Origin of the sequence: Massilia varians (assembly GCF_027923905.1) — a bacterium.
Lineage (GTDB): Bacteria > Pseudomonadota > Gammaproteobacteria > Burkholderiales > Burkholderiaceae_D > Telluria > Telluria varians_B.
Window position 1 is genome coordinate 4560242 of the sequence record NZ_AP026966.1, and the last position, 19105, is coordinate 4579346.

Annotated in this window: 19 protein-coding genes; 6 read left to right on the forward strand and 13 right to left on the reverse strand. The window is 64.3% G+C overall.

Annotated features, from left to right (window positions below):
* Positions 1-28 precede the first annotated feature (28 nt).
* The 9 genes from flgJ to flgB all read right to left on the reverse strand — a co-directional run bounded on the left by flgJ (position 29) and on the right by flgB (position 7560).
* A complete protein-coding gene (gene flgJ, locus MasN3_RS20590; protein ID WP_281909827.1) occupies positions 29-964 on the reverse strand; it encodes a flagellar assembly peptidoglycan hydrolase FlgJ in 936 nt (311 codons plus the stop codon).
* Positions 965-976: 12 nt separating this feature from the next.
* Positions 977-2080, reverse strand: a complete 1104-nt coding sequence (locus tag MasN3_RS20595) for a flagellar basal body P-ring protein FlgI (protein ID WP_281909829.1) — start codon at positions 2078-2080, stop codon at positions 977-979.
* Between the two features lie 11 nt (positions 2081-2091).
* Entirely contained in the window at positions 2092-2751 is a 660-nt protein-coding gene (locus MasN3_RS20600) for a flagellar basal body L-ring protein FlgH (protein ID WP_281909831.1), read from the reverse strand.
* 1 nt (position 2752) lies between these two features.
* Positions 2753-3535 carry a flagellar basal-body rod protein FlgG gene (gene flgG, locus MasN3_RS20605; RefSeq protein WP_281909833.1) on the reverse strand — a complete coding sequence of 261 codons (783 nt, stop codon included), beginning with the start codon at positions 3533-3535 and terminating at the stop codon, positions 2753-2755.
* A 61-nt stretch (positions 3536-3596) separates the two neighbouring features.
* Positions 3597-4340 carry a flagellar basal body rod protein FlgF gene (locus MasN3_RS20610; RefSeq protein ID WP_281909836.1) on the reverse strand — a complete coding sequence of 248 codons (744 nt, stop codon included), beginning with the start codon at positions 4338-4340 and terminating at the stop codon, positions 3597-3599.
* Between the two features lie 118 nt (positions 4341-4458).
* Entirely contained in the window at positions 4459-5967 is a 1509-nt protein-coding gene (locus MasN3_RS20615) for a flagellar hook protein FlgE (protein ID WP_281909839.1), read from the reverse strand.
* 37 nt (positions 5968-6004) lie between these two features.
* Complete coding sequence (locus MasN3_RS20620; protein WP_281909840.1) at positions 6005-6715, reverse strand: flagellar hook assembly protein FlgD; 711 nt, start codon at positions 6713-6715, stop codon at positions 6005-6007.
* A gap of 13 nt (positions 6716-6728) precedes the next feature.
* Complete coding sequence (flgC, locus tag MasN3_RS20625) at positions 6729-7130, reverse strand: flagellar basal body rod protein FlgC (protein ID WP_281909842.1); 402 nt, start codon at positions 7128-7130, stop codon at positions 6729-6731.
* Positions 7131-7143: 13 nt separating this feature from the next.
* Positions 7144-7560, reverse strand: coding sequence for a flagellar basal body rod protein FlgB (gene flgB, locus MasN3_RS20630; protein ID WP_281909844.1), 417 nt, complete (start codon positions 7558-7560; stop codon positions 7144-7146).
* Between the two features lie 165 nt (positions 7561-7725).
* On the opposite strand from flgB, the gene flgA reads away from it, so the two are divergent.
* The 4 genes from flgA to MasN3_RS20650 all read left to right on the forward strand — a co-directional run bounded on the left by flgA (position 7726) and on the right by MasN3_RS20650 (position 10077).
* A complete protein-coding gene (flgA, locus tag MasN3_RS20635) occupies positions 7726-8412 on the forward strand; it encodes a flagellar basal body P-ring formation chaperone FlgA (protein WP_281909845.1) in 687 nt (228 codons plus the stop codon).
* Positions 8413-8651: 239 nt separating this feature from the next.
* On the forward strand, positions 8652-8966 hold the full coding sequence (gene flgM / locus MasN3_RS20640; protein ID WP_281909846.1) for a flagellar biosynthesis anti-sigma factor FlgM: 315 nt from the start codon (positions 8652-8654) through the stop codon (positions 8964-8966).
* 6 nt (positions 8967-8972) lie between these two features.
* The gene (locus MasN3_RS20645; RefSeq protein ID WP_281909848.1) at positions 8973-9443 is read left to right on the forward strand and encodes a flagella synthesis protein FlgN; all 471 of its coding nucleotides are present in this window, start codon (positions 8973-8975) and stop codon (positions 9441-9443) included.
* Between the two features lie 124 nt (positions 9444-9567).
* Entirely contained in the window at positions 9568-10077 is a 510-nt protein-coding gene (locus tag MasN3_RS20650) for a hypothetical protein (RefSeq protein WP_281909849.1), read from the forward strand.
* Between the two features lie 28 nt (positions 10078-10105).
* On the opposite strand, the gene MasN3_RS20655 is transcribed toward MasN3_RS20650, so the two are convergent.
* From MasN3_RS20655 to MasN3_RS20670, 4 genes are all read right to left on the reverse strand, one after another.
* Complete coding sequence (locus tag MasN3_RS20655) at positions 10106-11209, reverse strand: hypothetical protein (protein WP_281909850.1); 1104 nt, start codon at positions 11207-11209, stop codon at positions 10106-10108.
* 123 nt (positions 11210-11332) lie between these two features.
* Entirely contained in the window at positions 11333-12220 is an 888-nt protein-coding gene (locus MasN3_RS20660; RefSeq protein WP_281909851.1) for a phytanoyl-CoA dioxygenase family protein, read from the reverse strand.
* An 85-nt stretch (positions 12221-12305) separates the two neighbouring features.
* Positions 12306-13541, reverse strand: a complete 1236-nt coding sequence (locus MasN3_RS20665) for a glycosyltransferase family 4 protein (RefSeq protein WP_281909853.1) — start codon at positions 13539-13541, stop codon at positions 12306-12308.
* Between the two features lie 327 nt (positions 13542-13868).
* Complete coding sequence (locus MasN3_RS20670; protein WP_281909854.1) at positions 13869-16436, reverse strand: EAL domain-containing protein; 2568 nt, start codon at positions 16434-16436, stop codon at positions 13869-13871.
* Between the two features lie 224 nt (positions 16437-16660).
* On the opposite strand from MasN3_RS20670, the gene MasN3_RS20675 reads away from it, so the two are divergent.
* Together MasN3_RS20675 and MasN3_RS20680 are read left to right on the forward strand one after the other, a co-directional pair.
* Positions 16661-17722, forward strand: coding sequence for a M35 family metallo-endopeptidase (locus tag MasN3_RS20675; protein ID WP_281909855.1), 1062 nt, complete (start codon positions 16661-16663; stop codon positions 17720-17722).
* A gap of 50 nt (positions 17723-17772) precedes the next feature.
* Entirely contained in the window at positions 17773-18990 is a 1218-nt protein-coding gene (locus tag MasN3_RS20680; RefSeq protein WP_281909857.1) for an RNA-guided endonuclease InsQ/TnpB family protein, read from the forward strand.
* Positions 18991-19105 lie beyond the last annotated feature (115 nt).

The following is a 19105-nucleotide window of genomic DNA, read 5'->3' on the forward strand; positions in this document are numbered from 1 at the left end:
TGCCACGCGTGGCCGCCGCACCGGGTCCTCATGCCAGCGAGTGCTGAATAATGCGGGTCAGCTTGGCCGCGTACATCGGGTCGGTCGCATAGCCGGCGCGCTGCAGGCCATGGGCGAAGGCCGAGGCATCGCCACCACTGGCCAGCACCTTTTCGTAGCGCGGGTTATTGGCCAGCAGCCTGGCATAGTCCTTGAAGGAGTCGGCCGGCGTGTCATAAGCGCGGAACTTTTCGACCCGGGTATGCGGGCGGCCGTTGATGTATTCGGTCGTCACGGCGGTTGCCACCTTGCCTTTCCAGCCCGGTCCGGCCTTGATGCCGAACAGGTTGTTGCTGTTGCTGCCATCCGCGTTGCGGATCATGCGCTTGCCCCAGCCGCTTTCCAGTGCTGCCTGGCCGAGCATGAACCTGGCCGGCACGCCGGTGGCGCGCTCGGCCTCGGCCGCATGGACGTGCAGCTTTTCCTGGAACGCGCGCACGTGCGGCGGCTGCACCCGGCCGCTGGCGGTGGTCAGGGGCAGCGCAGGCACGCCCGGCTGGACGGCGCCGGTCCTGATCATCGTCGCCGCATCCATCCCCGGACGCATGCCGCCTGCGCCCGGCGCCAGCGCCGGGACCGCCCCGTCCGCCCCGAGCGCCAGGGCCTGCGCGCCCAGCTGGTTGGCGCTGAGCTGGCGGGTCAAGACATCGGCCAGGCCCATGCCGCGCTTGGCCAGGTTCTGGCTCATCTGCTGATCCAGCATCGAGGTGAACATCTTGCTCTGCTGGTTGTCTAGCATGCCTTCTTGGGGCGTCGCGTCGCGCATGCTTTTCATCATCATGTTGATGAACATGGCTTCGAACTGCGTTGCCGCCTCGTTCAGCGCGGCCGGCGTGCCGGCCTTGGCCGATTGCCTGAGTTCGCCCAGGCCCTTGGTGTCAAGGGCGAACTTGCCGGTCAGGTCAGTGGAAGAAGAACCGATCATGGGTCAGGCCGCTCAGATGATCTCGAGTTCGGCGCGCAGCGAGCCGGCAGCCTTGAGTGCCTGCAGGATGGCCAGCAAGTCTTGCGGAGTGGCGCCGATCGAATTCATGGCCTTGACCACCTCGGCCAGCGAGGCGCCGCCCTTGACCATCAGCACGCGGCCGGGGTCCTTCTTGACATCGACCGAATTGTTGCGGGTCACGGCGGTGCCGCCCAGCGAGCCCGGGGCTGGCTGGCTGACGCTGGTATCCGCGCCGACCGTCACGGTCAGGTTGCCGTGCGAGATCGCGCAATTCTCCAGTATCACGGCCTGGTTCATCACCACCGATCCGGTACGGGCATTCATGATCACTTTGGCCGTATCCCTGGCGCGCGCCACATCGATGCTTTCCAGCTGGCCGATGAAGGCCACCCGCTGGTCGCTCGAGGAGGGGGTGCGCACGCGCACCACGCGGCCGTCCAGGGCGGTCGCGACACCGGCGCCGAACTGGTCGTTGATGGCCTCCACCATGCGCGCGGCGGTCGAGAAATCGGTCTGCTTCAGCTCCAGGCGGATCTGGTTGTCGGCACCCAGGTTCGAGGCGACGGCGCGCTCGACGGTGGCACCGTCCGAGATCTTGCCCACCGACAGATGATTGACCTGGACTTGGGCGCCGCCGGCCTGGGCGCCGACGCCGCCAACCAGCACATTGCCCTGGGCCATGGCATACACCTGGCCGTCAGCGCCATGCAAGGGCGTCATGAGCAAGGTGCCGCCGCGCAGGCTTTTCGCATTGCCGATCGACGACACCGTGATGTCGATGGTCTGGCCCGGCTGTGCAAAAGCTGGTAGCGAGGTCGTGACCATCACGGCGGCGACGTTCTTCAGCTGCAGCTGGGTGCCCGGCGGCAGGGTGACGCCCTTCTGCTGCAGCATCGCCCCAATCGACTGCACGGTGAACGGGGTTTGGCTGGTCTGGTCGCCAGTGCCGTCCAGACCCACGACGATGCCGTAGCCGGACAGCTGGTTCTGGCGCACGCCGGCGATGCTGGCGAGGTCCTTGATGCGCTCGCCCCGGGCCAAGGGCGCCGTGCCAAGCAAGGCAGCGCAAATCAGGAAGATGGAAGCGGATTTCATGACGGCGATTCTCAGAACGGCAGCATCGACTGGAAGAAGCGCGAGAACATATTGCTCACTTCGGCGCGGTCGATGCGACTGTTGGTACGGTATTCGACGCGTGCGTCGGCGATCACGGTGGACGAGACGATATTGCCCGCCTGGATGGTATCCGGCGCCACCATGCCCGAAAAGCGGATGAATTCGACGCCCTTGTTCATGGCTACCTGCTTTTCGCCGGCCACGACCAGGTTGCCGTTGGCGAGCACTTCGGTGACGGTCACGCCGATGGTGCCGGTAAAGTTGTTCGAGGCGCTCTGGGTATCGGCGTCGGCGAACTTGTTGGCGCCTTCGAGTCCAACGTTCGCACCGATGCGGGCCTGCAATGGGCCGGGCACCGAGAAGCTGGCGCTGCCCGACTTGCTGCCGGTGCTGGCGCCCGACTTGCCGGCCGAGGTGCGTTCGCTGATGTTCACCGTCAGCAGGTCGCCAATGTGGCGCGCGCGGCGGTCTTCGAACATCGGGCGGTAGCTGTTGGCATTGTAGATGGCGCCGTCGTTGCCTGGGGCGGCCTGCACCAGCATCGGACGGCTCGTGGTCGCCCCCTGGACGATGGTGCTTGGCGTGCTCGAGCAGCCGGCGATGGTCAGGGCGGCCGCAGTGGCGACGACAAGGACAATGAGTCGTTTCATTTTATAACTGGGCCAGCTTCTGCAGCATCTGGTCGGAGGTGGTGATGGCCTTGCTATTAATTTCGTAGGCACGCTGGGTCTGGATCATGTTGACCATTTCCTCGACCACGTTCACGTTCGAGGATTCGACATAGCCCTGCATCAGGACGCCGGCGCCGTTGGTGCCCGGCACGTTCAGGTTCGGATTGCCCGAGGCGCCGGTCTCGACGTACAGGTTCTCGCCGCGCGATTCCAGTCCGGCCGGATTGACGAAGGTGGCCAGCTGCAGCGAGCCGACCTGGGTCGGGGCGGCGACGCCCGGCAGCTTGACCGACACCGTGCCGTCGCGGCCGACGGTAATCGCCTCCGCGTTGGCCGGGATCGTGATCGCAGGCTCGATGGCGTAGCCGCTGGAAGTCACCAGGCGGCCGTTGGCATCGCTCTGGAAGGAGCCGTCGCGGGTATAGGCCTGGGTGCCGTCCGGCAGCAGGACCGGAAAGAAACCGGAGCCATTGACCATGACGTCCTTGGAATTGCCGGTCAGCTGGGGATTGCCCTGGGTAAACATGCGTTCGGTCGCCACGGCGCGCACGCCCGTCCCGATCTGCATGCCCGAAGGCAGGTTGCTCTGCTGCGAAGACTGGGCGCCCGGCTGGCGCACGTTCTGGTACAGCAGGTCTTCGAACACGGCGCGCGAACGCTTGAAGCCGGTGGTGCTGACGTTCGCGAGATTGTTGGTAATGACGTCGAGCTTGGTTTGTTGCGCTTCCAGGCCGGTCTTGGCGATGAACAGCGAGCGGATCATGGGTTTCTCCTATGGGCGGCAGGCAAAGTCCGCCATGTACAGGAGAATTATGCTGCAGCAACTATCCATTCAAAGCGAGGATCTGGGTGGCTTTCGCGGCGTTATTCTCGGCGTTCTTCAGCAGGCTCATCTGAGTGTCGAAGGAGCGTGCCAGGCTGATCATGTCGACCATCGAGTCGATGGCGCTGACGTTGCTGCCTTCGAGCGCGCCGCCGCTCACGCGCACCGCCGGGTCGGCTGCGGCCGCGCTGCCATCCTTCAGGCGAAACAGTCCGTCGTCGCCGCGCACCATGTTCGCCTCCGGCGGATTGACCAGCTTGAGGCGGCCCAGGATGATCGGGACGGGGGGATTGTCCACCAACGACATGGTGGAGATGGTGCCGTCGCCGCCGACCGTCACCGCGGCGTCCGGTGGAATCGTGATCGGGCCGGCATCGCCCGCGACGGGGATGCCGCCGGCGGTGGTCAGGATGCCGTTCGGGCTCATCTGGAGCGAACCGTTACGGGTGTAGGCCTCGCTGCCGTCGGGCATGCCGACCGCGAGCCAGCCGGCACCCTGTACCGCGACGTCAAGCTCGCGCCCCGTGATTTGCAGCGCGCCCGCGGAAAAGTCGGCGGCGGGCGTCGAGTTGACCACGAAGGCGCGGGTCGGCAGGCCTTCGCCCCGCACCGGCACGGCGCGGAACACATCGAGCTGGGCGCGGAAGCCCGTGGTGTTCACATTGGCCAGGTTGTTCGAGGTCGTGGCCTGCTTTTCCAGGATGTGCTTGGCGCCGCTGGCGGCAGTGTAGATCAGGCGGTCCATATTGATTTCCCTCTTGTACGGCTGTGCTGGAGCTGGTTGACCGCGTGGGCGGCAAAGCCGCCCACCCTACGAAAACCTTGGTCCTGCCCACGCGTTCAGATCACACTTGCAATCTCGATTAACGCAGGTTCACCAGCGTCTGCAGCACCGAATCCTGGGTCTTGATGGTCTGCGCATTCGCCTGGTACACGCGCTGCGCCGTAATCATGTTGACCAGTTCGGCAGTCAGGTCGACGTTCGAGCTCTCCACCGCCGACGACTGCAGCACGCCCAGGCTGCCCGAACCGGGGGTGCCGATCAGGGGGACGCCTGAATTGGCCGACTCGGCCCAGGCATTGTTGCCGAGCGACTCCAGTCCGTTGGGATTGGTGAAGTTGGCCAGGACGACCTGGCCCAGCGGCCGGGTCTGGCCATTGCTGTACTGGCCCAGGATGGTGCCGTCGGCGCCGGCGCTGAAGCGCTGCAAGTTGCCCGGCGAATAGCCGTTCTGGACCAGTTTTTTCTCGCTGGTGACGCTGCCGTACTGGGTCGTGCCCTTGTAGTCGATCTCAAGGCCCAGCATGGACTTGGCCCCGGTGGCCGGGAAGACCGGCATGTCGAACGTGAACTTGCCGTTTTGAGTCGGATCAGCCTTGCTCAAGCCGCCGCTGGTGTCGAAGTTGAGCGTGCCGATCGCCACCGGGGTGACCTTGATCTCCTTGATCATGGCAGCATCGACCTCATCCGGCGTGGCCCCGCGTGTCCGGGCCGCATCGACGGCGGCTGCCGTAATGGCGGCCTGGTTGCTGCCGGCCGCGGCGCCGACCACTGCCGAGGCCGCCTGGGCATAGGCTTCCAGCGCTGCGGTGACGGCCGCGGGCGCCGCCGGTGGAACCGACTTGGCAGCCGCCTCCCATGCCGCGCGCGCCGCCTCCACCCCGGCGTCGCCCTGCGCAGCCGCGGCGGCTTTGAGCGCCGTGATCTCGACGCCATCCTTGGCCGCATACACGTTCCAGGTGCCGGCATTGCCTTTCACGTAATAGGTCGACAGCACGTGCGCATTGCCGAGCGTGTCGTACACGCTGATCGGGGTCTGCTTGTTGTAGCTTGTCGGATCGTTCACATCGAAGGCGCTGGTGGCCGGCGGCATGCTGCGCGAATCCAGGTTCAGCTGCATCCCGATCGAGTCGGTCGCGACCGGTTCCAGGTCGGAGGTATCGATCCGCAGCGGCACCGGCGCCCCCGACGCCAGCTGGCCGGTGACATTCAAACCATAGCCAGTCAGCTTGGCACCCTGGGCATTGACCATGTAGCCGTTCTTGTCGAGCGAGAATTGGCCGTTGCGGGAATACTGCACCATGCCCGCGGTCTCGGTCCGGAAAAAGCCGCCGCCGTTGATGGCAATGTCGAGCGGATTGTTCGACGATTCGACGTTACCTTGCGAAAACTGCTGGGCAATCCCGGCGACTTTGACGCCGATACCGGCCGTCACGCCCCCCGCCCCGCTGAGCGAGTTGGCATACACGTCGGCGAACTGGGTCGTGGCGCCCTTGAAACCCACCGTACTGGCGTTGGCGATGTTGTTACCGATGACGTCGAGGGCTTTTGCCGCGCCGTTCAAGCCGCTCAGACCTTGTTGGAAAGACATGTTTTACTCCTGAAAGAGGTGAAGTAAGCGGCTCGGCTTACAGTACTTGTTTGATGTCCGCCATCGTGACGGCGCCCTTGACCGGCAGGTTCAGCTTGATGCCGTCCTTGCCGCCGGTGGTGACGCTGGCGACGCTGTCGAAGGACAGGGTGCGCGCATCCTTCAGCTCTTCGCCGCCGCGGCTCGCGACCACCTTGTAGGTATAGGTGCCGTTCGGCAGCACGATCGGCTTGCCGTCCTCGTCCAGCTTGTCGGGGTCGGGCACGCCGTCCCAGGCAATCGGCAGCACGCCTGCTTCCTGGGCGCCCAGTTCGATGGTGGCGACTTCCTTGCCGGTGGTGTTGCTGGTGATGACCACCTGCACCTTGTCCGCCGGGCTGTCGAGTTCGACGCCGAGGATGGCCTTGCCGTCCTGGAGGCCCAGCTTGTAGCCCTCGACCAGCACGCCGTGGCCGATCAGGTTGGTCGCCTGCATCGCTTCGGAAGACTGGTAGCTGCTCTTCAAGGATTCCAGGGTGGCGTTGAGCTTATTGACGCCGGTGACGGTCGACAGTTGCGCCAGCTGGCTGGTGACCTGGGCATTGTCGAGCGGGTTCAGCGGGTCCTGGTTCTTCAGCTGGGTGACCAGGAGGGTCATAAACTTGTCGGTGTCGGCCTGGACGCTGTCGACTTCGGCCTTCTTGCCGTTCATGGTCGACATCAGGTCGGTCACGTTGGCGCCCGGCTTGGCGGTGTGAATGGTGGTCATGGCTTAGCTGTTGTTATTGGCCGAGGGTTAGGGTTTTGAGCAACATGGTCTTGGCCGCGTTCATGGTCTCGACGTTGGTCTGGTAGGAGCGCGAGGCCGACAGCATGTTAACCATCTCGTCCACCACGTTTACGTTGGGCATCGCCACATAGCCCTTCTCGTCGGCCAGCGGGTGCTTGGGATCGTAGACCTGCTTGAGCGGCGACGGGTCCTCGACCACTTCGCGCACGCGCACGCCGGTGGCGCCGGACTGCTGGGGCACGGCCTCGAACACGACCGCCTTGGCGCGGTAGGCTTCGCCCGTGGGGCTGGTGGCGCTGTCGGCATTGGCCAGGTTGGAGGCCACGGTGTTCAGGCGCTGCGCCTGGGCGCTCATGGCCGAACCGGAGACGTTGAAGATATTGAAGAGCGACATGGTTAATTAATCCTTACTGTCCCTGGATGGCCGCCAGCAGGCCCTTGATCTGGTGGTTGATCATCGTGATGCCCGCCTCGTAGCGCAGCGCATTGTCGGCGAACTGGTTGCGTTCCACGTCCATGTCCACGGTATTGCCGTCCACGCTGCCCTGCACTTCGCCGCGGTACAGCACCGGGGTGCCGTTGGCCAGCACGTCGCCGGTGGCGGCGCCGCGCGCCAAGTGCTTCTGGGCGGTGGTGGCCAGCGGCCCGCCGGCGCCTTTCGAGGCCAGGGCATTTTGCAGGGCGCTGGAAAAATCGATGTCGCGCGCCTTGTAGTTCGGGGTGTCGGCGTTGGCGATGTTCGACGCCAGCAATTCCTGGCGCTGGGCGCGCAGGGACAGGGCCGTTTCATTGAAACTCAGGTACTGGTCGATCTTGCCGATCATGCCGCCTCCACGAGAGACTTGTTGGGACAGCACCGATGATACGTAGAGGCAACACTTCCCAATCGATCGATAAAGATGGGCAAACCCCGGCTATTCAAAGTTTCGCACCCGGAGGCGACTACCTAGAATGGCAGCATCTCCCACCTGCATCTGCCGGATCCGCCCATGAAACGCACCATCGCCGCCGCCCTGCTCGTCCTGCTCGCCCCGCTCGCGAGCGCGCAAGGCCGCCAGAACCTTCCGGCCCTGCGCACGGTCGTGGAACAATACTTGCAGAGCCAGAGCGCCGGCCTGCCGGGCCAGGTGACGATCAAGGTCGGGCAAGTCGACCCGCGCACCAGCCTGGCAAGCTGCCCGGCGCCGGAAGCCTTCCAGCAGCCGGGCGCGCGCGCGTGGGGAAAAACAACGGTCGGGGTACGCTGCACCGCCCCCTCGCCCTGGACGGTGTATATTCAGGCCACCGTGCAGGTGATGGCCGACTACGTCGCCGCCGCCGTGCCCCTGGCACAGGGCCAGCCGGTCGACGCCAGCCAGCTGGTCATGATGAAGGGCGACATCGCCGCCATGCCGAACGGCATCATCACCGACATGGCCCAGGCCATCGGCCGCACGCCGACCGCCTCCCTGCCGTCCGGCACGCCGCTGCGCCTCGATACCTTGAAATCGCGCCCGGTGGTCCAGCAGGGCCAGGCGGTACGCCTGGTGTCGAAGGGAACGAATTTCTCGGTATCAAGCGAAGCGAAGGCGATCAGCAATGCTGGCGAAGGCCAGGTGGCGCAGGCGCGGACCCAGTCGGGCCAAGTCGTGAGCGGCACCGCACGCGCGGGCGGGATCATCGAAGTGGCGATCTGACACCACGCCGCATATTTTCATCGAGCGCCCTTTTCTGCACCATGGACACCTCGAAAAACCGTCGCGAGCGGCAGCAATGGTGGTTGAGAAGCGCAGCTGTACGAGTAGTACAGCGAGCATCGCAGACCGCCAGTGCAACGCGCAGCAGGTTTTTCGACGTGGCCTAAAGTTTGTGAAATCCTTGCCGTTACACGGTGCAGATCCCGGAGTTTCCGCTCCGAACAGAGAAGGATGATGCTGTGAAAATCAACGATACCCTCAAAAGCAACCCAGGCCTTCAGCCAACCAACACCAATGGCGCGGCGAACGCACGCGCCGACAAGGCCGCCACGACGGCAGCGACGACCCAGGTCGCGACCGACAGCGTGCGCCTGTCCTCGCAGGGCCAGGCCATGGCCAATGCCGTGGGCGGCAACAACGGGGTGTTCGACACCAAGAAAGTCGAGCGCATCAAGATGGCCATCGCCGATGGCCAGTTCCAGGTCAACTCCGAGAAAGTCGCCGACGGCCTGCTCGACACCGTGCGCGACTTGCTCCATTCACGCAAGCGATAATCCTTCATGCTCACCAGCCCCATCTCGACCGTCCTTCAAGAACAGCAACACCTCGGCTCCCTGATCGAGCTGATGAAACAGGAACAGCAGCTGCTCGTCGCAGCTGACGCCGATGGGCTGGCGCACACCACTCCCCGCAAGAACGCACTGCTGCAGGCGCTCGCCGATTTGTCGGCCCAGCGCCACGCCGCGTTGCTGGCGGCCGGCTGCGAAGAATCGGAAGCCGGCATGGAACCCTGGCTGGCCGTGGGCGGCAATGACGAGGCCCGCACCCAATGGGAAGCGCTGCTGGCGCTGGCACGCGAAGCCAAGGAACTCAACCGCGTCAACGGCATGCTGATCAACAAGCAGCTGGCGCACAACCAGGGCGTGCTCAATGCCCTGCGCATGCCGGCCGGGCTTGAGGCGGGCGGCGTGTATGGCGCCAGCGGCCAGGCGGTGGGAAGCGGACCGTCCAGGCGCTACGTGATCGGCTGAGCGCTCCTTCCCTTCCAGCGACAAGGGCCGCAGCATGCGGCCCTTTGTTTTTCGGTGAAAATTCGCGCATTTTGCGCGGCGCTCGTCTGGTACGCTCGCGCGTTTTCGAATGAAGAAAACGCACATGCAAACGATCGGATCTCTGAATAACTGGCAGCGTCGTGGACTCGGCATCCTGGCCCTTGGTGGCGGGGCGGTCGGCTTCGCTTCCAGCATGAGCGCAGTCCTGCAAGCTCAGGTGCCGACCACAACGACGATCCTCCCCTTCACGCTGGCCCAGGCTTTTTTCCTATGGGGTATATGGTGTGGCGTGCAGATGCTCGAAGGTGGCCGGCAGGCCCTGTACCGGAATGCTCTTTTCTGGCTGGCTCAGGTGCCTCTGCTGCAAACGCCGGTTTTCGGCTACGCGGTGTTCTGCGGCGGGCAGCTTCAGGTCTTTGCCAAGCTGTCGCCCTTCCAGCTCGGCTTTTTCGGTTCCGGATTCGGCGCGCAATTCAGCCTCAACCTGGGGCAACCCGGCGCACGCTTCGCCATCGGCGTGAACCTCCTCGCCCTATGCATGTCATTCTGGCTCATGCGTCAATGCGAGCGCGCCGACCGGGCCTTGTCCCCGGCTCCTGCAACACCGGCATGAGCGGATAAGGCGCGCTTCTCCGAGGCGTTCAGCCGCCGCCCAGCGCAATGCGCGTCGGCGCATCGCGCTCCACGCGCAGCCGGTCGCCGGACTGGATCAGTTCCGTCACCTGCAGCGAACTGCGGCGCTGCTCCGGGCCATCCGTGCCGGTGCCGGCGCCGCCCTGCACCTGGCCGCGCCCCGGATGGGTGAAGTAGAACAGCCAGGCGCGCTCGCCTCTGACCACGACGTCGGCATGCCCGCCGATGACGCCATCGTCGAGGCCCTGGCCCGGCTGCTGCAGCAGGTTGTCCGGCTGGCGGGTCCAGTTCACGGCGTCCTGCGAGCGATACACCGCCAGGCCGCGCCACACGTCGGTGATCATCCACCAGGCGCCGCGCCACTGGAACACCTTCGGCCCTTCGCCGGCCTGGTCGGCGACCACCTTCCCGCGCCCGCTCCAGCTCACCAGGTCCGGGCTGTCGGCGTAGTAGATCGACTTGCCGTCGCGCTCGTTGTTGTACCACATGCGCCAGCCGCCGCCCGGCAGGCGGGTGACGGCGGCATCGATGACGCGGTCCGAGGCCAAGGGAATGGCGCGCGCGTTGCGCCAGGTGCGCAGGTCGGTGCTGGTGAGCTGCACGATGTGGCGCGGATGCTTCCAGTCGGTGAACACGCCCGGCACCACGGTCAGGAACATGTGGTAGGTGCCGTCGTCGGCGCGCACCACGTCCGGCGCCCAGTGCGTCGCATCGGATCCGCCGAGCGCCGCCGGCAGTTCGATGTCGGCGGTGCCGACGTAGCGCCAGCTGGCGCCTTCGTCGCGCGATTCGGCGATGCCGATCCTGGTGCCGTGCACCCACGAGACGCCGGGCAGGCCGCTCGCGTTGGCGCGGCGGTTGGTGTAGAACATCCACCAGGTGCCGCGCGCCGCATTGCGAATCACGACCGGGTCGGCGGCGCCGTCGAAAACGGGATCGCGGAACAGCGGCTTGGCGGCGATGCGGCCCTTGGGCATCGGCTGGTCAGGCGCAGCTGCCACCGGCTTCAGAGCGGCAGCGTGCGCAAGCGGACTGGCCGCTTCCGTTTGCGCGATTGCGTGCGCGTTGGCGAACAGGCAGGCATAGACAAGGAAGCGCAGCAGAATATTCATTGGCCAGGACGCGGTGGGTAATGGCGCCAGTATCCGCATCCGCGTGCGCCGCAGTCAATCCTGCCAGGGCGAATCCAAGAAAGAATCAACAAGCTGAGCAGAACGGCTGGCGCCCCGGCAATGTCAGGCACGCGGCGGCATGCGCTTGAGCGGCAGGACCCGGTGGGCGATCCGTTCGCCAAGGTCCTGCAGGCGCGTCTTCACCGATGCACTGTCGAGCCGGTCGAGGCGCCGGGAAAAGTGGCTGACGCCAGGAAGATCGACACCGAACAACTGCTGGCGACTGGGTGAATCAGCAAACTGGGCCAGGTCGGATGGCGCCGCGCTGGCATGCGCCTTCATCCAGAAATGGGCATAGGTATAAATCAGGGACTTGCGCACGTGCTCGGTACGGTTGTCCTCGGCCATATGGAGGACGTGCGTATTGAAAAGCACACCGTCGCCCGCGCGCGGCACCACGCGCGTCACCGCCGACGAGCGTGCGAGGGTGGGCCTGTGCGGATTGACGTGCAAGGGAGGGAAGCGGTGGCTTCCCGGTATGAAAGCCAGGCATCCCTGCTCGGGAGCGAGGTCTTCGAAAAAGATGTGCAGCTTGACCAGCAGATTGCTTGTGTGCGCGTGGTCGACGCCCAGCACGCGCGCCACATCTGAGTGGAACGGGCTGGTAAAGGTCGGGCCCGGGAAAAACAGCCTGGCGCTGGTTTCGTTCAGGGCCAGGTCCTCGCCGATCGTCAGTCGCAGCAGCGGCAGCAGCTGCGGCAGGTCGACAAGGTCGATGAACACGGGATCGGCGTTCAGGATACCGGGCAGGTCCACGAAGCTCGCCCCGTCCCTGCGCTGCCGTTCCACCTGCCCGGCGTGGCGCACGTGCGCCTCTTCGAAGGCGTCGCGAACACGTTGCGTCATCCCGGGAGACAGCAGTCCGGGCAGGTGCACGAAGCCTTGTGTATCGAATTGCAGTTTTAGATCGAGCAGATCGTCGGCACTATACTTATCCATTGCGATGGTCATGAAAACGTTGGCGCCGGCTGGCACTATGGTTGTCGAATCGGGACGGCGTATCCGCACGGGCTTGATGCCTGATGATGACTACCCTTCAGTGGTCAAGACCGTGTCCGTCGGAAGCATGCGCCGGCACGGGCTGCGAGATCTTCTCCGGATGTACTGCCCGCGTTGCCAGCCTGAACAAACGAAGCTGTCCGCGCGTCGTCTCGTCCCAGCTGAATTGTTCCGCATAGGCACGGGTCAAACGGGGTTCCGGGCTGCGTGAACGCAGTTCCCGCACACCGTCGATGACACCCTGCGCCGAGTTGATCGTCATGAGAACGCCCGCCGCCGGCTCCCGTACCACCTCCGGCGTTCCCCAAACATTGCTAGCAATCACCCTTGTTCCGCAGGCCATTGCCTCAAGCAGAACATTGGCCCAGCCTTCACGGCTGGACGCCAGCACCAGTGCATCGACCGCGCTGTAGTAGTCGCACAGTCGTTCCTGAGTCATTGCTCCCGCGAAGACGACACGGTCCGCTACGCCCTTGGCACGCGCAAGTGAGACCAAGCGCTTGTGATCCGGTCCGCTGCCCACGATCACGAGGCGCGCATCGGGAATGCCGGGCAGCGCCGAAATGACGTGCGCATGTCCCTTGCGCGGGTCAAGGTGGCCGACCGAGAGCAGTGTGAAATGCCGCAGGCCCAGAGCATCGCGGGCAGCGGCACGGTCTACCGGCCTGAACAGGTCGAGGTCGACGCCGTTACGCAAGGTCGTGATGCGGGAGGGATCCATCCCGGAGCGCAGCATTTCGTTCCTCAGTGCGTCGCATACGGTGATCATGGCAGCCGCGTGCTTGCCTGCCCAGTGAATCATGGCGCGCGGGATACGTCGCCGCATGATGAGGTTGATATCTGTCCCCAGCGCGGAAATGATCACCGGCTTGTTGAAGTATTTGCCCAGCAAAACCGCCGCAACGCCGTCAGGGTAGAAATAGTGCGCATCGATGACATCGAAATCGAATCCTTCGTCCAGCAGCTTTCCCATGACACCACGAGTAGCAAGCGCCAGGCTCATGGGCGTAAGGTTAGCCCCCAGTTTGGGAATGACCACATATCGAGGATGGTAAACCTCCGTGCCGACACGCGTTTCCAGGAATGGTGCCATAGCGAATGTGCCATATTCCCCGAAGCGTTGGCTGGGGAATGGAAACCATGGAATCGGAGCGACGACTTTAGCCTCCACTTCACCAGTCGCAAGCTGATGACGCAGTGTGGTCTCGGTGAAAATGCCGTGGTGTGGCTTGGCTGAATTGGGGAACAGCGTACTGAAGGTAAGAATTCTCATGATACGCACAGCCCAGGCTAGGAATTGACGAACGCATCAGCGAAACCATTTCCGTCGCGTCATCTTCAGGTAATCAAGCAGGCTCTAGCGCGAATGCATGCAGAGCGTCACGAACCGGGAATCGATATCCACTCTAACACAATCAGTTACTTATTTACCAAAAAAACAATTGTGTATTGGAATTAATAGTTTGATTCGAGCTCGGCGGACTGTGAGCCAGGACGGAGCTGAAGGACTGGATCTACAACTACTGAACGCCGGAGGCGCCGGGCGATCCGGGCTACTGGTTCGGCTACCCTGTCAACAGCGGCTGGCATGCAGAGGGCTTTAGGCCGTGCCCAGCATCGCCGCGATCGCCTGCGGCTCGACCGGCCGGCTGAAGCAGTAGCCCTGCATCTGGTCGCAACCCCGCTCCTGCAGGAAGGCCAGCTGCTCGCTGGTCTCGACGCCTTCCGCGATCACGTTCAGCTTCATCGAATGCGCCAGCGCGATCACGGCGTTGACGATGGCCGCGTCGTCGGCGTCCTGGGTCAGGTCCATCACGAAGGAGCGGTCGATCTTCAGGCTGTGGATCGGGAAGCGCTTCAGGCTGGCCAGGCTCGAGTAGCCGGTGCCGAAGTCGTCGATGGCCAGCTGCACGCCCATCGCCGCCAGGCGGCCCATGGTCTCGGTGGCCGCGGCCGGATTCTCCATCAGCACGCTCTCGGTGATCTCGAGGGTCAGGAAGCCTGGGTCGCAGCCGGTTTCCGCCAGCAGCGCGGCCACGCGCTGGGCCACGTCCTGGCCCAGGAACTGGCGCGCCGACAGGTTCACGCTGATGCGCACCGCGGGCAAGCCGGCGCGGCGCCAGGCCACCTGCTGGCGCATGGCGGTAGCCAGCACCCAGTCGCCGATCGGCACGATCAGGCCGGTTTCCTCGGCCAGCGGGATGAACTCGGCGGGCGAGACCATCGGCCCGCCGGCCGGCTGCCAGCGCAGCAGCGCCTCCACGCCGGCCACCACGCCGCTGCCGATGTCCACCACCGGCTGGTAGTACAACAGGAATTCCTCGCGCTGCAGGGCGCGCTGCAGCGCCCCTTCCATGCGCAGGTGCAGGGCCGCCTGCTCGCCCATCGCGGCGGCGTAGAAGGAATAATGGTTGCCGCCGCTGCCCTTGGAGCCGTACATGGCACTGTCGGCGTTCTTCAGCAGGGTGGCGCTGTCCTCGCCGTCGGCCGGGTACATGGCGATGCCGATGCTCCCCGACGGAAACACTTCCTGGCCGCACAGGATCATGGGCTGGAACAGGTTGTCGAGCAGCTTGCGCGCCACCTTGGCCGCGTCGTCCTGGCAGGCCAGGTCCGGCAGCACCACCACGAATTCGTCGCCGCCCTGGCGCGCCACGGTGTCGCTCTCGCGCAGGCTGCCGGACAGGCGGCGCGCGATCTCGACGATCAGGGCGTCGCCGGCATCGTGGCCGAGGCTGTCGTTGACGTGCTTGAAGCGGTCCAGGTCGATGAACATCACCGCCACCTGGCGGCCGGCGCGGTGGGCATGCATGATGGCCTGGCCCAGGCGGTCCTGCATCAAGACCCGGTTGGGCAGGCCGGTCAGGGCGTCGTGGTTGGCCAGGCGCAGCAGGGCTTCCTCGGCCTGCTTCTGGCGCTGGATGTCCTTGATCACGCAGATGAAGCGCTGGTTGCCGTTGGCGTCGCGCATGCGCGAGACGTTGACGCTGACCCAGACCCGCGAACCGTCGCGCCGGATCAGGCGCTTCTCGCGCTGGTAGTCGCTGATCTCGCCGGCCTTCAGGCGCTCGATCAGCGCCAGCTCCTCCGGCAGGTCTTCAATGCAGGTGAGCTGCTGGAAGAAGCGCTGCAGCAACTCGATCTCGGAATAGCCGAGGATGTGCGACATCTTGCTGTTGGTGCGCAGCACGCGGCCGTCGCTGCCCAGCAGCGCGATACCGACCGCGGCCTGGTTGAAGGTGAGGCGGAAGAATTCCTCGCTCTCCTGCAGGCGCAGCCTGGCCTTGCGCCGGAAAGTGATGTCCTGGCCGATCAGGAGCAGCATGTAGCTGCCGTCCTTGCGCGCGCGGCGGATGTTGAAGTCGACGTAGCGCACGCCGTCGGCGCGCCGGTCGAGCGTGACCAGCACGTTGTCCTGGCGCGCGCCCGAGGCCAGCGCCTCAGCCGCGCGGTCGGCCAGCTCGCGGCAGGAAATCAGCTCTTCCAGCGCGGGCTTGTGTTCGAGCAGCAGGCTGTCGGATGCCCCCAGCAGGTCGGCCATGCTGCGGTTCATCGAGCGCACGCGCAGCTCGGCATCGACGACCAGCAGGCCCGCCGGCATGCCGTCGATGACCTGCTCCAGGTAGTTCTGGTTCTGCAGGCTGCTGCGCTGGCTGGCATGGGTATAGGTGTCGAGCGCCAGGCCCATGTCGAAGCAGACGATCTTGAGCACCGCTTCCATGGCGGCGCGCAGGCGCTCCGGCTGCCCTTGCAGGCGGCGCCACAGCAGGCCGGACAGCTCAGACAGGTATTTGCGGTAGGCCCCGATGTACCACGTCGGATCGAGCCCGATGTGCTGGTGGGTCGCGCCCACGCGCAGGCGCTCGCGCATGTATTCCTCGCCATATTCGCCGGCCGTCAGGCTGCTGAAGTAGGCGGCCTGCACGTCCCGCAGGCGCGCCTCGGCGCCGTCGCCCAGCATGCCGCGCAGCTTCGGGAAGGACATCAGGTGCGCGTAGAAGCGGTCCGAGAAGGCGTCGCGATGGGACGCGAGCAGCGCGTGCACGTCGCGCAGGGCGTCGATGTCCGACTCCTCGAGTTCGAGGTAAGCCTTGCGCGCGGCGACTTCGTCGCAGTCGAGCCCGATCTCGCGGGCGAGCTCGTCGACAAGGTCGTGAGGGACGTTCATGGCTTAAAAAAGAGGAATATTTACTGAGGGATAGAGTGGTTGCATCATAGCAATGGCCTTGTCCTGAATCGAGCAAATAATCACAGATAATCACATCTGTTGTTAATAGGCCATACCCACGGTGTGGTTTTGTTGCCCAGGATAAATATACGCTTGGGATTGCTCAAGATGCGGTCGCGCCGGCGGCGCACAGTAGGTTCAATCCCAACTGCAAGGAGCCCGCCATGCGCCACTCAATCCTGCCGCGCCTGCTGTCCTTGACGCTGGCCCTGTCGGCCCTGCCCGCGCTGGCGCAGGACGTCAACGTCACCCTGCAACCCGTGCGTGAGAAATTCGCCCGCAGCGACGAGGTGCTGGTGCGCGTCACCCTGCAGAACAACAGCGCCACGCCGCAGTTCCTGCTCAAGTGGCACACCCCGGTGGCGGGCGTGCAGGCGCCGCTGTTCGAGGTGCTGCGCGACGGCCAGAAGGTAAGCTACCTCGGCATCAAGGCCAAGCGCCCGGCCCCCGGCCCGGACGACTATCTGCGGCTGGAACCGGGAGCCACGCTCACCAGCACGGTCGAGCTGTCGGCGCTGTACGAGATGAGCGTCACCGGCCCCTACCAGCTGCGCTACCGCACCGCCTCGAGCGGCCTGTTCGCCGCCTCCGGAATGCGCCCGGTGCCGGGTGCGCTGGCCTCCAGCCAGGTCGGGATCTGGATCGACGGGCGCCTGCCGCGCGGGGCCAGGGTACCGGCCAGGCAGGCCGTCGCCGGCGCCGCCTCACTGGAATTCAGCAAGTGCTCGAACGCCCAGCAGGAGCAACTGGCGGCGGCCGTGGACGCGGGCAAGGCGATGACGGTCGACGCCCACAATTACCTGGCGGCGGGCAGCGGGGGCGCGCAGTACGGCGCGCGCTACGGCACCTGGTTCGGCGCCCCCGATGCCGGCCGCGCCGCCACCGTGAACACCAACTTCACGGCGATCCGCGACGCGTTCGAGACCAAGCCCCTGAAAATCGACTGCGGCTGCAACGAAAACTATTTCGCCTACGTGTACCCGGCCCAGCCCTACGCGATCTATGTCTGCAAGGCGTTCTGGACCGCACCCCTGACCGGCACCGACTCGCGCGGCGGCACCCTGCTGCACGAGCTGAGCCACTTCGACGTGGTCGCCGCCACCGACGACCATGTGTACGGCCAGCAGGGAGCGGCCGAGCTGGCCCGGAGCGCCCCGGCACGGGCGGTCAACAACGCCGATTCGCACGAGTATTTCGGGGAGAATAGCCCGCCCATGATTGAGTGAAATCACACGCAGATTGGCAATCCGTCCTGGTTGCTGGCTATACTACTTGCATGCAGCGTCTTCAGGCTTTCAAATTCGAGTTGATGCCGACCGGCGAACAGCAAAGCATGATGCGCCGCTTTGCCGGGTCGTGCCGGTTCGTCTTCAACAAGGCGTTATCCTTACAAAAGGAACGCTACGAACGCGACGAGAAGAAGCTTTGCTACTTTGAATTGTGCAGGTTGCTTACAGCGTGGCGCCATGAAGCAGACACTGCCTGGCTGATGCAAGCGCCGGTTCACCCGCTGCAGCAGGTTTTGAAGGATCTCGAACGAGCCTACGCCAATTTTTTCGCCAAGCGAGCAGGGTTCCCGCGGTTCAAGAAGAAGGGGCGAGCCGACAGTTTCCGCTTTCCGGACCCAAAGCAAATCAAACTTGATCAGGCAAACAATCGCGTATTCCTGCCCAAGCTTGGTTGGCTGCGTTATCGTAACAGTCGCAATCTTCTTGGCAGGCTGAAGAACGCTACCCTTAGTCTGTCGTGCGGTAAGTGGTTCGTATCGTTCCAGAGCGAGCGTGAAGTCGAGCAACCCATCCCACAAGGTGGCGTGGTCGGAATCGACATGGGTATTGCCCGCTTCGCTACGCTTTCAGACGGCACGTACTACGCGCCGCTCAACAGCTTCAAGCTGCACGAAGACCGCTTACGTCGCGCACAGCAATCGATGAGTCGCAAGATTAAGTTCAGCAGCAATTGGATTAAGTCCAAAACTCGCGTCCAACGTCTCTATTCCCGCATCGGCAACGCCCGCCGCGACTACCTGCACAAGATCACAACCGCGATCAGCCAAAACCACGCGATGGTATGTATCGAAGATTTGCAGGTGCAAAACATGTCCAAATCAGCGGCAGGCACGAGCGAACGACCAGGGAGGAAAGTTCGAGCCAAGGCAGGTCTGAACAAATCTATCCTTGATCAAGGGTGGTCCGAGTTCCGTCGCCAACTGGACTACAAGTTGGCATGGTCCGGGGGCTGGCTCATTGCCATTCCACCACACGATACAAGCCGCACCTGTCCGCGTTGCGGCTCTGTCTCGGCAGATAACCGACAGACGCAATCTTGGTTCAAATGTGTGCAATGCAACTTTAAGCAAAACGCCGATCTAGTTGGCGCGATCAACGTTCTCAGGGCGGGACACGCCCATTGCGCCTGTGGAGTGAGCGATGCAACGAGGTCGCCAGCAGCAGGAACCCACCGAAGCGACTCTTCTCAGCACGATACTGGATGAGCGCAGTAGGGATCCCTCGGCTTTAATAGAGAGGGAGGATGTCAACATCATGCCGGTGTAGTCGACTAGCTCGTGCATACCAGACAGGGCGACGTCTTACATTCGAGTAGAGTTT

Coding starts and splice junctions, on each gene's coding strand:
- MasN3_RS20675 (WP_281909855.1), top strand. CDS start 16,661: ATGCGCCACTCAATCCTGCCGCGCCTGCTGTCCTTGACGCTGGCCCTG.
- MasN3_RS20670 (WP_281909854.1), bottom strand. CDS start 16,436: ATGAACGTCCCTCACGACCTTGTCGACGAGCTCGCCCGCGAGATCGGG.
- MasN3_RS20610 (WP_281909836.1), bottom strand. CDS start 4,340: ATGGACCGCCTGATCTACACTGCCGCCAGCGGCGCCAAGCACATCCTG.
- MasN3_RS20600 (WP_281909831.1), bottom strand. CDS start 2,751: ATGAAACGACTCATTGTCCTTGTCGTCGCCACTGCGGCCGCCCTGACC.
- flgC (WP_281909842.1), bottom strand. CDS start 7,130: ATGTCGCTCTTCAATATCTTCAACGTCTCCGGTTCGGCCATGAGCGCC.
- MasN3_RS20595 (WP_281909829.1), bottom strand. CDS start 2,080: ATGAAATCCGCTTCCATCTTCCTGATTTGCGCTGCCTTGCTTGGCACG.
- MasN3_RS20680 (WP_281909857.1), top strand. CDS start 17,773: ATGCAGCGTCTTCAGGCTTTCAAATTCGAGTTGATGCCGACCGGCGAA.
- flgA (WP_281909845.1), top strand. CDS start 7,726: ATGAAACGCACCATCGCCGCCGCCCTGCTCGTCCTGCTCGCCCCGCTC.
- MasN3_RS20645 (WP_281909848.1), top strand. CDS start 8,973: ATGCTCACCAGCCCCATCTCGACCGTCCTTCAAGAACAGCAACACCTC.
- MasN3_RS20665 (WP_281909853.1), bottom strand. CDS start 13,541: ATGAGAATTCTTACCTTCAGTACGCTGTTCCCCAATTCAGCCAAGCCA.
- flgJ (WP_281909827.1), bottom strand. CDS start 964: ATGATCGGTTCTTCTTCCACTGACCTGACCGGCAAGTTCGCCCTTGAC.
- flgG (WP_281909833.1), bottom strand. CDS start 3,535: ATGATCCGCTCGCTGTTCATCGCCAAGACCGGCCTGGAAGCGCAACAA.
- MasN3_RS20660 (WP_281909851.1), bottom strand. CDS start 12,220: ATGACCATCGCAATGGATAAGTATAGTGCCGACGATCTGCTCGATCTA.
- MasN3_RS20650 (WP_281909849.1), top strand. CDS start 9,568: ATGCAAACGATCGGATCTCTGAATAACTGGCAGCGTCGTGGACTCGGC.
- MasN3_RS20655 (WP_281909850.1), bottom strand. CDS start 11,209: ATGAATATTCTGCTGCGCTTCCTTGTCTATGCCTGCCTGTTCGCCAAC.
- flgB (WP_281909844.1), bottom strand. CDS start 7,560: ATGATCGGCAAGATCGACCAGTACCTGAGTTTCAATGAAACGGCCCTG.
- MasN3_RS20615 (WP_281909839.1), bottom strand. CDS start 5,967: ATGTCTTTCCAACAAGGTCTGAGCGGCTTGAACGGCGCGGCAAAAGCC.
- MasN3_RS20620 (WP_281909840.1), bottom strand. CDS start 6,715: ATGACCACCATTCACACCGCCAAGCCGGGCGCCAACGTGACCGACCTG.